Origin of the sequence: Microcoleus sp. Z1_B2 (genome assembly GCF_036700325.1) — a bacterium.
Taxonomy (GTDB): Bacteria; Cyanobacteriota; Cyanobacteriia; order Cyanobacteriales; family Microcoleaceae; genus Microcoleus.
Genome location: NZ_JAUBOQ010000086.1, coordinates 1 through 12,168 on the forward strand (window position 1 = coordinate 1; position 12,168 = coordinate 12,168).

Consider the following 12,168-nt stretch of genomic DNA (forward strand, 5'->3'; position numbering starts at 1 on the left):
ATCAATTACGCACTTGATTTAGCTAAACACTTCATCTTATCATGTTTGAGGTTGAAATTAAGATGCGTTTACCCTGGCTGACTAATGACTAATTACTAATAACTAATGACTGCTATTTTTCAACATTCGATCGAGCTTTTGCAAAATAAAAATAGCCGCGCCCACACTCAAAGCCAAACCCAACCAAAAATTATCCGCCGCCCCTTTACCTCTATCCAAAGCCAAACCGCCCAGGGGCGGCCCGATTAAATAGCCGATCGCCCAACACTGAGAACTAACCGCCAAATACACGCCCCGCAAAGACTCCGGCGCTAAATCCACCACCAAAGCAGAAGCAAAAGGCGTATAAGCAACAGTCGCCATCGACAAAAAGCTCAAGCCTAAAACAGCTAATAATAGATTGCCAGTGGCAGCCATTCCCGTCAAGCCGATCGCGATAAATCCCATTCCCCATAGCAGCGCAGAAATCATCAAAGCTTTCGGATGGGAAAACCGCTTCAAAGCTTTAACAACCGGCAGTTGCAAAGCCACAGTTAAAAACGTGCTAAAAGCAAACAAAACCGTAATTGTACCTGTAGAAAAGCCTTTTCCCGATGTCCCCACCGCGACAAACTTGCTAAAGTACAGCGGCATTGTGGTTTGGATTTGGGAAATATATAATGTGAACAGGGTATTTACTAAAGCATAAACTAGAAGACTGCGATCGCTCAGCGCCACCATCCAACCATTTTCCCGATTTTTTTTGCCTCTATCCGCTGAATTAGCTGGTTTGTAGGTTTCGGCGATCGCGATCGCAACTACTGCAAACAGCACTAAAAACGAGATACCATCAATAATAAAGAGCGATCGATAATTCCCCGTTATAGAAATTAACAAACCACCCAAAATAATCCCAACTTGCAAACCCAAATTATCAGCCAGCCGCGTCAAAGCAAAAGCCTCCTGTCGCTGTTCGCCCTCGGTTAAATCCGCCACCATCGTCTCGGTTGGAGGCCAATACAAACCCACCCCAAAACCCATCAGTAAATTGCCCGCAATTAAGCCAGCGAAATCATTAGTCCCCGCCAGTACAAAAGAAGCCGCCGCCGAAATAATTGTCGCCAGCAATAAAGTTCGCCGCCTTCCCCAAAATTTGGAATCGCAAAAAGAACCGCCCAAAATTCTGCCGAATATTCCCGAAACTGAACCGCTACCCAAACCAATCCCAACAGCAGTAGCAGATAAACCGACGCGATCGACAAAAAATATCGGCGCGTAAAATAAAGTAAAACCGGTGCCGCTTTGGGAGAGGAATCTGCCGGCGGCAAGAATCCAGACTTGAGGGGGGAGACGGGGCAACCAAGAGGATAATTGAAGTTTAGGCATATACACTTAAATTAGGAGTTATTTCTGGACGCAGAAACCCGGTTTTTTTATGAAAAAAATACGTTATGACCTTTAATCAGGTTCAAAAACAGATGTCTTTGGTCGCAGTGCATAAGTCCTGTGAGTAATTATTAATTTATTCCGTACTTTTTCGGAATTAGTATTAATTAACCGAGGTGATGACAAACATAAGTGAGCTTAACAATTCTTCAGCGTCTGTTACACAAAAGTTACCATTAATTTAAAAATACTTAACACGATTTGAGAAAAAAGTTAGTTAAACTCTAGAAAAGGCAGAAGAAAATTTTAGAGGCTCAATTATATGACAGCTATTACAACATCAAGAGTGGAATCAATCAAACCGCGCTGGCAAGCAATTGTCATGGTTGCCCTAATTTTCTGGCTCAGCGTTAGCCTGATTTTGGATCTAGTAATTATGCCCAGTCTCTACGTATCTGGCATGACGACATCACCGGAGTTTGCAACTGCCGGGAATTTAATGTTCTGGGGATTCAACCGCGTTGAGTTAATCTGTGCGGGCGTGGTGGCAACGGGTTTGATGGTTTTGAGCAATTTAGTCGGTGACTTCGGCAAGCGCAGCCGCACAGCAATTTTATTATCATTGGTACTTCTGGCGATCGCCCTGATTGACACCTACGCCCTGACACCCCAAATGAGCGCCTTGGGACTGCAGCTAAATCTGTTCGATTCCGCAGCAGAAGTCCCCGCCGGGATGAATCTACTGCACCAAGGCTATTTTGCATTGGAAGCGCTGAAGTTGGCTGTCGCCGGTACGCTGCTGGGCTGGTGCTACCAAAACCAAGTTTAATCGACACCCTGCTCAGAGGTTGAGTGGAGAAAAAAGACTCAACCCGCAGCGGGGGGCGTGAATTCACGCCCCCCGCTAATTTTTTTTAAATTTTAACGCGATCGTAAACACCGGATTTGATATTCATCGGCGTTAATCTGTGTTTATCTGCCCTTATCTGCGGTTCAAAACAAGAGAATTTCTTGGGCCGCAGATGACAATGTATTGACGCTAATTCACGCAGATGAAGATCGGAGATATATGAATAATCTCCGATGCTAACTGATTTGATACAACTATACGGTCAAGTTTCCTGAACCAGCGCAAAAACGGATACTTGCGAACTCCTCCCGTGGAGAAAGCAAAATTTTAGACTCTTGTTTAAACTCCCAGATTCATCTGTAGAGTAAATCTAAAATCTAAAATCTAAAATCTAAAATCTAAAATCGACTGCCCTACTCCGATGCTTCCGGTAAATCTGCTTTTGGCCACAGCAGGCGCAAACCCATTACCGCAAATCCGATCGCCGCGAGTCCCTTTACCAGTCGTTCCGGCAACACCTCTGCCGTGCTGAAGCCAATGGCCACGCCGATAAAACTGGCCAACAGCAGCGCCGACGCCGTACCAAAAAATACAGCCCGCGGCGAGTTACAACTACTGCCCAGGGCGATCGCAGCTAATTGACTTTTGTCTCCCAATTCTGACAAAAACACTGTAATAAAACTGATTCCCAAAAGTTGCCAGTCCATGTTTTTTTAGTTCTTAGTTAGCTATTGTAGAAATCTACGACTTACCGACAAGGCAGACAATTAACCCAGCACTTCCCACAGCAGAACCGCCGAAATCGCCAGTAAAATCACTCCGGCTGCTCTCTCCAAAGTTCTCGGAGCAATCCGACTAGCCAGCCACCTTCCCAGCAACACCCCCAGCAAACTGGTTGCTATCAAAGCCGAACCCGCACCCGCAAACACGATCCAAGGATTTCGAGATTCAGCCGTCATCAGCAAAATCGCGATCTGAGTTTTGTCTCCAATTTCAGCTAAAAAAATAGTTGCAAAAGTCGAAGCAAAAATTGCCCAGTGCTTGGGCTTCAGTTTCTTTTGTTCCTGACAAATATCGGGATTTACAGTCACTGAGAGTTCAGCGGGCTCCGGGGTTAAAGCAGCACAAATCTCAGTAACCTCTTTTATTTGTAGTTGTACCTGTTGTGGTAAATCATAATTGGGGTTTACTGAGTCAGAAGCAGACAAGCTTGGCGGAACAGAATCAAGTTTCACGGGCAATGAGTGCTAAACGCTATTTATTTTTGACTTGTACTTTTGATTCTAACTCTCTCGGTGCCTGCTTTTACCAAACCAGGGTCAATCGATTTTAGATTTTAGATTTTAGATTTTAGAATTGAAGGATTGAAGGATTGACCCCACGGATAAATACGTTCGGCAAGTTTCATCGGATACAGGTTTTTTATTTCTGGATCCTGAGTTTGCGCGTTGGAATGAATCACGTGGCGGGTATCCTGGATGCTTGATTTTCATCTTTTTCCCCCGATATTTCAGCAACTGGTTCCTGGAACCACTCACCCCCCCCCAAAAAGGCCTACAAGCCCCCAGACTTATCTGTCGAGTCAATCTAAAATCTAAAATCTAAAATCTAAAATTGACTGACTGGCTGGTTCATGTGCCGTAAGTTCGATCGCCCGCATCTCCCAAACCAGGTACAATAAAGCCCTGTTCGTTGACTATTTCGTCGATCGTTGCCGTGTAAATCATCAAACTTGGGTACTCTGCACTCAGCCTCTTCAAAGCCGGAGGAGCAGCCACCACAGAGATAATCCGAATCAAGCTCGGATCAATTCCCCGTGCAGTCAATTCCTGCATAGTCGCTATAATCGTCCCGCCAGTCGCCAGCATCGGCTCGCTAATTATCACCCGCGTTTCCGGGTTAAACTGCGCCGGCAATTTGTTCAAATAACAAGTCGGTTCCAGCGTCTCCTCATTTCTTGCCATGCCGAGGTGGTAAACCGAAGCCAGCGGCACAACCGTCTGAATTCCTTCGAGCAGTGACAAACCCGCCCGCAAAATCGGTACCACAACTAACGGAGCTTCTGGGTTGATAAAAGTCGCCGGACATTCTGCCAAAGGCGTTTGCACCGTTGTTTCCACTGTCGGCAGCCATTCTCGAATCGCCTCGTAAGCCAGCCACCTTCCCAATTCTGTCATCGCAGAACGAAAAAGTACCGATGGGGTGGCGGCGTCGCGGGCAACAGCCAGCCAGTGTTTAATTAACGGATGTGGAGGAACGTAAACGCGCAGTTGCAGGGACATGAGGAAATTGGGGAGATTGCTAGGTTTGAGGGATTTTATGCGGTGCGATCGATCTGCTTCGTTGGCGTAGCCCCCGTAGGGGCGGGCTTCCCCAACGGGCGATCGATCGCTCTGTGCAACTTATCACATCCTTGAGGGCGCATACAAGCCAGAGATTGAGTTAGAACCCATTCGCCGATCGACCTCCATCCGCTTATTGAAATATTTTTCTAATAGTATTGACATTAATTAGCAACAAGGCTATATTGATTTTTAGTGTTCTCCTCTCAAAGGATCGGCAGACGGGGGCAGTCGGCAATGGTAGACTGTTCCCGCATTTTTTTTTAAAAGCTGGGGCATCGGCCAAACAGGGCATCGGCCAAACAGGGCATCGGCCAAACAGGGCATCGGGCATTGCCGAACTTCGGTCTTCTTGACATCCGCTACATCCGCTACATAATCCGTTGCCGAACTTCTTGCTTCTGGAGCGATCGACTGTAAAATCATAGAAATATTAAGATTTTTAACCGAATGTCAGCTCCTACCCAATCCCAGTTATTTTCTCCCAACTCCCGCCCAACAGAGCAAGAGTTTGATGTAATTGTCATCGGTTCCGGCATTGGCGGACTCGTGACAGCCACCCAGCTAGCAGCTAAGAAAGCCAAAGTTTTAGTGCTCGAAAGCTATACAATTCCGGGGGGTAGCGCTGGATATTTCGATCGAGAAGGCTACAGATTCGATGTCGGCGCCTCCATGATTTTTGGTTTCGGACAGCGCGGCACCACCAACCTCCTCACCCGCGCCCTGAAAGCAGTCAACGTCACCTTAGAAACCATTCCCGACCCCGTACAGCTTCACTATCACTTACCCAGTGGCTTGGAACTTGAAGTTCCCCAGGCTTATGATAAATACTTGCAAGAATTAACAGACAGGTTCCCTCACGAACGCGAAGGAATCCACAAATTTTACGGCGAATGCTGGAGCGTCTTCAACTGCCTCAACGGCATGGAATTGCTATCCCTAGAAGAACCCGGATATCTCGTTCGAGTCTTTTTTCAGAATCCTTTAGCCTGTTTGGGATTAGTAAAATATCTGCCTCAAAATACTGGCGACATTGCGCGGCGCTACATAAAAGACCCTACTTTGCTGAAATTTATCGACATGGAATGCTACTACTGGTCTGTAGTACCCGCAGACTTGACGCCAATGATTAATGCCGGAATGGTATTTTCCGACAGGCATTACGGTGGCATCAATTATCCCAAAGGCGGAGTCGGTCAAATTGCCCAAAAATTAGTCGAAGGATTAGAAAAATGTGGCGGGAAAATTCAATACAAAGCTAAAGCGAAAAAAATTATCACAGAAAACGGTCGCGCTGTCGGAGTCGAGCTCGCAACCGGCGAAGTTTACCGCGCCAAGCGCATAGTTTCTAACGCCACGCGCTGGGATACTTTTGAGAAATTGCTTCCCGCAGAAGAGATGCCAGCTAGCGAGAAGAAATGGCAGCAACGCTATCAAAAAGCCCCCAGTTTCTTGAGTTTGCATTTGGGAGTGGAAGCAAGCGTAATCCCTGCGGGTAGTGCCTGCCACCACATTTTGTTAGAAGATTGGAACCAAATGGAAGCGCCGGAGGGAACTGTTTTGGTGTCAATTCCGACCGTGCTCGACCCGGATTTAGCTCCCGCAGGATATCACATCGTTCACGCTTTTACTTCGAGCTGGATGGAAGAGTGGGAAGGACTTTCGCAGCAGGAATATGAGGATAAAAAAGAAGAGGCCGCAGGGAGAATTATTGAAAGATTAGAAAAGATTTTTCCCGGTTTAGATGCCGGTTTGGATTATATGGAAGTGGGGACAGCGCGTTCTCACCGTCGCTTTTTGGGGCGCGAAGACGGAACTTACGGCCCGATTCCGCGACAGAAGCTAATGGGTTTGCTGGGAATGCCGTTTAATCGAACTTCTATGCCTGGTTTGTATTGTGTGGGCGACAGTACGTTTCCCGGACAGGGTTTAAATGCGGTGGCGTTTTCTGGGTTTGCTTGCGCGCACCGAATAGCGGTTGATTTGGGTTTTTAGTGGTAGTGGTAGGGTGCGTCAATCGATTGCGCGATTTTAGATTTTAGATTTTAGATTGACTTGCGCGAGATAAATGCGGGGGGCAATAAGTGATTTTAGATTTTAGATTTTGGATTGATTCCACGGATAAATCACGTGGCGGGTACCACATGAAGAAATTCGTGGTCAGATTGTTAGCTTGAAATACGATAGAAAATGTGAGGCTTCGGGGCAGTCTACAAAAAGACTAAAAACCCGGTTTCTGGGGAGAAACCGGGTTTTTAACCTCAAAATTGGTGTTTTCCATTCTTTTAACGAGTTTACTGGTCGTAGCTGCCGCCGACGCCGATTTGGGTATTGTAGATTTTTGCATCAATGATGGTCATATCTTCCATTGATGCGCCGGATACGTCAGCGGTGTTAATGATAGCCGCGGTCAGATTTGCCCGATCGAGGTCTGCGTCATTTAAACTAGCATTAGTCAGGAAAACTTTAGTTAAGTTAGCACCCGTCAAGTCAGCACCCGTCAAGTCAGCACCTTCGAGGTTTGCCTGAGATAGGTTTGCTCCTCGTAAATTTGCTTCTCTCAAATCAGCACCAATTAAATGAGCTCCCGTTAAATCGGCTCCCGACAAGTCGCACTTAAAACATTGCCCGGTTGACAATAACTGTTCGACGTGAACGGGATTTTCAGCGCGAGCCGGGCCTGCCAACACTAGGGGAGCAATTAAAAAAGTAGCGGCGAATAGATTGCGTTTCATAATCTCTTTTCCTCACAGACTCTGTATTCAACTTCTTGTCTTGATATCTACAATCGTACCATGGTTGTTTTCGCAACTTGCGATCTAATTCACACATTGGCTGTGATATCGATTGCCCTCAACAACGCATACATGGTCTCGACCAGCTTGCCAAACTTAATTTTGCAAAACTTAACACTGCCGAACTTAATACAGTGCCTTTTTGTAGTAACCTTTTCTAGGTTAGCTAATACAGCCAACAGATGCGTCTTTCTGAAGAGGGAGATGATTCGCAATGCTATGGATGATTTTAGCCGATAATCTTATCGCAAAAAGTTCACAACAAATACATTATTTTTAATAAATGTGTCACGGGATAGAAAATTTAACTTAAAATAAAGATAAGCTTCTAACTTTATAGGTAGAAGAAAAGCAGTCACTGGCCCGATCCCCAGCCCAAGCTCTGCTGCATTTTTAACAATAAATTTTAATTAGGTCTCACCAGCGCCGTAAAAATCCACCTAGTGCTTGGAAATCAGCACTTTTTTGGAATGTCGCAGAGTCCACGCGATCGCAAAACTCAATTAAATATGCTCAAAAACGATTCATCCAAGTATCTGCCCACCTTAGCTCAAGTAATAGACCGCTACCCCTTGACAGTGGCGCCCGATACCCCACTAGCAGAAGTAATTACCCTGATGGGCCAACGGCGCCCAAGTTGCTCTCTAAACGCAGTCATTCCACCAACCGATATCTATCAGCCACTAACAGAAATCGTAAATCCGCCCACATCAAGTGCATTCAGAGACGCCACAGGTATCTGCGTCTTTGTCGTGGAAAAATCACTCTTAAAATTATCCTCGCCTTGTGCTCCACATTCTCAATTGCAAGGAATCTTCACAGAAAGGGATCTTGTCGATTTGATTGCCTCGGGCAAAAACTTAAAAGGTGTCACCATCGCACAAGTGATGAGGCAGCCGACAGCAACTCTGACAAAATCCGAGAGTCAAGACATTTTCAGCGCCCTAATTCTGCTGGGGCAACGAAGAATTAAGCATCTGCCAATATTGGATAGTGAAGGTCAACTCTTAGGAGTAATTACGCCGGAAAGCATCCGCCAAGCCATGCTCAAACCGGCAAATATCTTAAAAATGCGCTGCGTGAAAGAAGTAATGACCGCACAAGTCATTCAAGCACCTCGCTCCGCGTCAGTTAGGAGTTTAGCTGAGTTGATGGCGCAGCACCGCGTTAGCTGCGTAGTAATTACTGAATCAACAGAATTATCGAGGGATTCACCGTTCCCTATTCCAGTAGGTATAGTCACAGAACGGGATATTGTGGAATTTCAAGCTTTAGATATAGATTTGTCGCAAACGATCGCCCAAACAGTGATGAGTACCCCCTTATTTAGCCTCAAGCAAGAAGACTCGCTGTGGGTAGCTCATCAGGAAATGCACCAGCGTTTAGTCCGCAGGTTGGTAGTAACGGGAGAATGCGGAGAACTCCTGGGAATAGTTACTCAAACCAACATACTGCGCGTACTTGACCCCATGGAAATGTCCGGGGCGATCGATGTTCTGCACGATTCAGTGGCAGAAAGAACTAGGGAATTGGAAAAAGCGATCGCATCCCTCAGCTTGACTAACGCCAGACTAGAAAGCGAAATTGCTATCCGCGTTAGGGCCGAGGCCAGACTCCACCTTTTAGAATCTGCTGTAGTGAACGCTAACGACGCAATCGTGATTATGGATGCCGGAGACAGCGATATCTCCGACCCCACCATCATCTATGCCAACGAAGCTTTTACCCAAATGACGGGCTACCTACCCCAAGAAATCATCGGACAAACCCCCAGTTGCTTGCGCGGCCCAGAAAGCGACCCCACCCAAGTCGCTAAAATTCGCCTGGGTTTCTCTCGCCGAGAACCCCTACGCCTAGAATTGATTAACTACCGCAAAGACGGTTCAACTTATTGGGTGGAACTCAACAGCGTACCCATTGCCGATACCTCCGGGAACGTTACCAACTGGGTGTCCGTGCAGCGAGATATTACCGATCGCAAGCGCATGGAACAAGCATTTTTTGAAGAAAAAGAACTCGCTCAGGTAACACTACAATCGATCGGCGATGCCGTCATCACTACTGACGCCGACGGCTGTATTTCCACCCTGAATCCAGTTGCCGAAACACTCACGGGTTGGTCTACCTCGGCAGCTAAAGGTTTGCCCCTCGCCAGCGTGCTGAGAATAGTTGACGAAACTACCAGGCTGCCGATCGAAAATATCGCCGAAATCGCTTTGTGCGAAGGTCGGATTGTTGACCAAGGGCGCAACAATTTGCTGATTGCCCACAACAACACCGAATTTGCGATCGACCACTGCGTCGCCCCCATCCACGCTAGCAGCGGCGAAATTGTCGGGGCCGTTGTTGTGTTCCGAGATGTCACCCAAGTGCGAACTCAAGCGCGGCAACTCACCTGGCAGGCAACTCATGACCCCCTGACGCAATTAGTCAACCGCCGGGAATTTGAGTACCAGCTAGAGCACGCCCTACACGGCGCTCAAGGTTACGGCCAAGAACACGTGATGCTTTACCTGGATCTCGATCGCTTCAAAATAGTTAACGACACCTGCGGTCATGCTGCTGGGGACGAACTGCTGCGCCAAGTCAGCCAGCTATTTAAAAGCAATATCCACAAAACCGATATTTTGGCGCGTCTCGGCGGCGATGAATTTGCCGTACTCCTGTACAATCGTCCCGTCGAACGAGGATTGAATGTTGCGGAAACGCTGCTGCGAAGCATTCAGGGCTTCCGCTTTGCGTGGCAGGACAAAACTTTTTCGATCGGCGTCAGTATCGGTTTGGTAGCAATCAATCCCAAAACAGCCTCGACATCTGCGATTTTGAGCGCCGCCGATATGGCCTGCTACGCTGCTAAAAATAAAGGTCGCAACCGGGTACAGGTTTATCAAGCCGGCGATCGAGAATTAATCAAACAGCACGGCGAAACCGAGTGGGTGGTGCAAATTCATCAAGCTTTAGAAGAGAATCGCTTTTGCTTGTACTCTCAGCCGATCGTACCTTTGCTCAACTCTCCCACCACCGGAACCCACTGCGAAATCCTCCTGCGCCTCCAGTTGGAAACTGGTGAGTTGGTGTCGCCGATGGCGTTTATTCCGGCGGCAGAACGCTACAACTTGATGCACGCGATCGACCGCTGGGTAATTCGCACTTTATTTAGCAATTTATCTAAAATTTTCACGGCAAATTTATTAGTCCAAAACCCCGATGTAGACAGCGATAAAATAGTTACCTTCCCTGCTAGCTCTGTTTTGTCGGATCTGCAATCGTCCTTTGGAAAATATCCCAACCTTTATTCAATCAACCTTTCTGGGGACAGCCTCAACGAAGAAAAGTTTATCGAGTTTATTCAGGAACAGTTTTCCATCCATCAAATACCGCCGCAAATAATTTGTTTTGAAATTACCGAAACCGTGGCGATCGGCAATCTCAGCAAGGCAGCCAGCTTGATTTTGCAGCTCAAGGAACTAGGCTGCCAGTTTGCCTTGGACGACTTCGGCAGCGGGATGTCTTCGTTTGCTTACCTGAAAAGTTTGCCGGTTGATTATCTCAAAATAGACGGCAATTTTATTAAGCATATTGTCGATAATCCTATTGATGTCGCAATGGTGGAAGCTATTACCAAAATCGCTCACGTCATGGGAATTAAAACTATTGCCGAATATGTTGAAAATCAAACAATTATGGATAAACTCAATGAACTTGGGGTAGATTACGCTCAAGGTTATCATTTGGGCAAGCCTCAACCTTGTAACTTCACCTCTCCGATTTTAGAGGAAGTTTTGGGGGAGTTTCCTGTTAATTCTTTGGCTTTTGAGGCTAAGCTGGCTTGTTGAAGAAGGAACTTCGGCAACGAGCAAGCAATGAGATTTAACGGATTTAAGGGAGGGATGTTGAGGGAACAAGGAAAAGGGCTCGGAATGATTTAACCGCAGAGACCGCAGAGGGCGCAGAGGAAGAGAAGAGAGAGATGAATAATTCTGATACTAACGGATTTTATAGCAATCCTTGCAGGACTCGTGATTTGTTTACCCCATCCCAACCCTCCCCGAACCCCCTGGGAGTCCGTAAGAAATTCACAAATGATGCGAGGATTGCTCTATCAGATTAATTTTCCCCATTCCCCCTTCTCCATTACCCATTACCTTCTACAATTGTTTCTGCCGCTTCAATGTACTGACTGTCTAACAGAAAAGCACCTTTTTCAAAGCGAATGCCCCAATAATTGCCGGGACGCCGATCGATCACAACGCCTTCAGCGCCGATCGCAATTAAATTCGCTGGCCGCAGCATCGGCATCGGTTCGGCTGTTTTGACGTAAGGTGGCATCGCCACAACTCGGACTTTTTGACCGATTGTAAATTCTTTTTCCATGAGTTTTATTCCCTAAAAAAACGCGGCGATAAAGTAATTTTAACAAAAAATGTTTCTGTTTGATTGATTGATTAGGGATGATAATAGAATGGATAATTATGAAGTGTAATCAAGGGAATTACGGCGAAATTATTGATATTTTAGGGTTCCATCTTCGTTATATTCAAGTTCATAATATTTTCCGCCTAACCCTAAGTCATGAATACATCGTTGGTAGTTTTTGGCTCCCATATCGAAAGGGTTAGTCCTGTTCAATCTTGCCCATTCAGCTATCTTTAGCTGGTTAGTTACCCCTGAAGCATCGGCTACGGTTTTGACAATCCAATCAAACATTTTTTTTCCTCTAAGCTGTCTCTCACTCTACCGGGAGCATCCCGGTTTTGCGCTTTTGATCATCAAACGGATATTGATCCGTTAAGGTAGGCGCACCGAAGCTTAAGCA

Annotated in this window: 11 protein-coding genes; 3 read left to right on the top strand and 8 right to left on the bottom strand. The window is 46.5% G+C overall.

What is annotated here, in order from left to right; genetic code table 11:
- Nucleotides 1-102: 102 nt before the first annotated feature.
- Nucleotides 103-1,365, bottom strand: coding sequence for an MFS transporter (locus QT984_RS28870; protein ID WP_333058283.1), 1,263 nt, complete (start codon nucleotides 1,363-1,365; stop codon nucleotides 103-105).
- A gap of 322 nt (nucleotides 1,366-1,687) precedes the next feature.
- On the opposite strand from QT984_RS28870, the gene QT984_RS28875 reads away from it, so the two are divergent.
- The gene (locus QT984_RS28875; protein WP_333058284.1) at nucleotides 1,688-2,194 is read left to right on the top strand and encodes a hypothetical protein; all 507 of its coding nucleotides are present in this window, start codon (nucleotides 1,688-1,690) and stop codon (nucleotides 2,192-2,194) included.
- 434 nt (nucleotides 2,195-2,628) lie between these two features.
- Here the strand turns inward: QT984_RS28875 and QT984_RS28880 are convergent, their stop codons facing one another.
- The 4 genes from QT984_RS28880 to QT984_RS28895 all read right to left on the bottom strand — a co-directional run bounded on the left by QT984_RS28880 (nucleotide 2,629) and on the right by QT984_RS28895 (nucleotide 4,983).
- Nucleotides 2,629-2,922 carry a TMEM165/GDT1 family protein gene (locus QT984_RS28880; RefSeq protein ID WP_333058285.1) on the bottom strand — a complete coding sequence of 98 codons (294 nt, stop codon included), beginning with the start codon at nucleotides 2,920-2,922 and terminating at the stop codon, nucleotides 2,629-2,631.
- A gap of 60 nt (nucleotides 2,923-2,982) precedes the next feature.
- Entirely contained in the window at nucleotides 2,983-3,450 is a 468-nt protein-coding gene (locus QT984_RS28885; RefSeq protein WP_333058286.1) for a TMEM165/GDT1 family protein, read from the bottom strand.
- Between the two features lie 396 nt (nucleotides 3,451-3,846).
- Nucleotides 3,847-4,497 carry a uracil phosphoribosyltransferase gene (upp, locus tag QT984_RS28890; RefSeq protein ID WP_333058287.1) on the bottom strand — a complete coding sequence of 217 codons (651 nt, stop codon included), beginning with the start codon at nucleotides 4,495-4,497 and terminating at the stop codon, nucleotides 3,847-3,849.
- A 252-nt stretch (nucleotides 4,498-4,749) separates the two neighbouring features.
- Nucleotides 4,750-4,983 (bottom strand): hypothetical protein, encoded by a 234-nt coding sequence (locus tag QT984_RS28895; RefSeq protein WP_333209341.1) that lies wholly within the window; start codon nucleotides 4,981-4,983, stop codon nucleotides 4,750-4,752.
- Nucleotides 4,984-5,007: 24 nt separating this feature from the next.
- On the opposite strand from QT984_RS28895, the gene crtH reads away from it, so the two are divergent.
- Nucleotides 5,008-6,552 carry a carotenoid isomerase gene (gene crtH / locus QT984_RS28900; protein ID WP_333209339.1) on the top strand — a complete coding sequence of 515 codons (1,545 nt, stop codon included), beginning with the start codon at nucleotides 5,008-5,010 and terminating at the stop codon, nucleotides 6,550-6,552.
- A 299-nt stretch (nucleotides 6,553-6,851) separates the two neighbouring features.
- Here the strand turns inward: crtH and QT984_RS28905 are convergent, their stop codons facing one another.
- On the bottom strand, nucleotides 6,852-7,292 hold the full coding sequence (locus QT984_RS28905; RefSeq protein ID WP_333058289.1) for a pentapeptide repeat-containing protein: 441 nt from the start codon (nucleotides 7,290-7,292) through the stop codon (nucleotides 6,852-6,854).
- A 530-nt stretch (nucleotides 7,293-7,822) separates the two neighbouring features.
- Here QT984_RS28905 and QT984_RS28910 point away from each other — a divergent pair.
- Complete coding sequence (locus tag QT984_RS28910) at nucleotides 7,823-11,188, top strand: EAL domain-containing protein (RefSeq protein WP_333314010.1); 3,366 nt, start codon at nucleotides 7,823-7,825, stop codon at nucleotides 11,186-11,188.
- Nucleotides 11,189-11,486: 298 nt separating this feature from the next.
- Here the strand turns inward: QT984_RS28910 and sipA are convergent, their stop codons facing one another.
- Both sipA and QT984_RS28920 read right to left on the bottom strand, forming a co-directional pair.
- On the bottom strand, nucleotides 11,487-11,726 hold the full coding sequence (sipA, locus tag QT984_RS28915; protein WP_333058291.1) for a regulatory protein SipA: 240 nt from the start codon (nucleotides 11,724-11,726) through the stop codon (nucleotides 11,487-11,489).
- Between the two features lie 129 nt (nucleotides 11,727-11,855).
- A complete protein-coding gene (locus QT984_RS28920) occupies nucleotides 11,856-12,059 on the bottom strand; it encodes a hypothetical protein (RefSeq protein WP_333209334.1) in 204 nt (67 codons plus the stop codon).
- Nucleotides 12,060-12,168 lie beyond the last annotated feature (109 nt).

Excerpts from the sequence above, each read along its gene's own strand:
- QT984_RS28870 (WP_333058283.1), bottom strand. The coding sequence starts at position 1,365 with ATGCCTAAACTTCAATTATCCTCTTGGTTGCCCCGTCTCCCCCCTCAA.
- QT984_RS28875 (WP_333058284.1), top strand. The coding sequence starts at position 1,688 with ATGACAGCTATTACAACATCAAGAGTGGAATCAATCAAACCGCGCTGG.
- QT984_RS28880 (WP_333058285.1), bottom strand. The coding sequence starts at position 2,922 with ATGGACTGGCAACTTTTGGGAATCAGTTTTATTACAGTGTTTTTGTCA.
- upp (WP_333058287.1), bottom strand. The coding sequence starts at position 4,497 with ATGTCCCTGCAACTGCGCGTTTACGTTCCTCCACATCCGTTAATTAAA.
- QT984_RS28895 (WP_333209341.1), bottom strand. The coding sequence starts at position 4,983 with ATGATTTTACAGTCGATCGCTCCAGAAGCAAGAAGTTCGGCAACGGAT.
- crtH (WP_333209339.1), top strand. The coding sequence starts at position 5,008 with ATGTCAGCTCCTACCCAATCCCAGTTATTTTCTCCCAACTCCCGCCCA.
- QT984_RS28905 (WP_333058289.1), bottom strand. The coding sequence starts at position 7,292 with ATGAAACGCAATCTATTCGCCGCTACTTTTTTAATTGCTCCCCTAGTG.
- QT984_RS28910 (WP_333314010.1), top strand. The coding sequence starts at position 7,823 with ATGTCGCAGAGTCCACGCGATCGCAAAACTCAATTAAATATGCTCAAA.
- sipA (WP_333058291.1), bottom strand. The coding sequence starts at position 11,726 with ATGGAAAAAGAATTTACAATCGGTCAAAAAGTCCGAGTTGTGGCGATG.
- QT984_RS28920 (WP_333209334.1), bottom strand. The coding sequence starts at position 12,059 with ATGTTTGATTGGATTGTCAAAACCGTAGCCGATGCTTCAGGGGTAACT.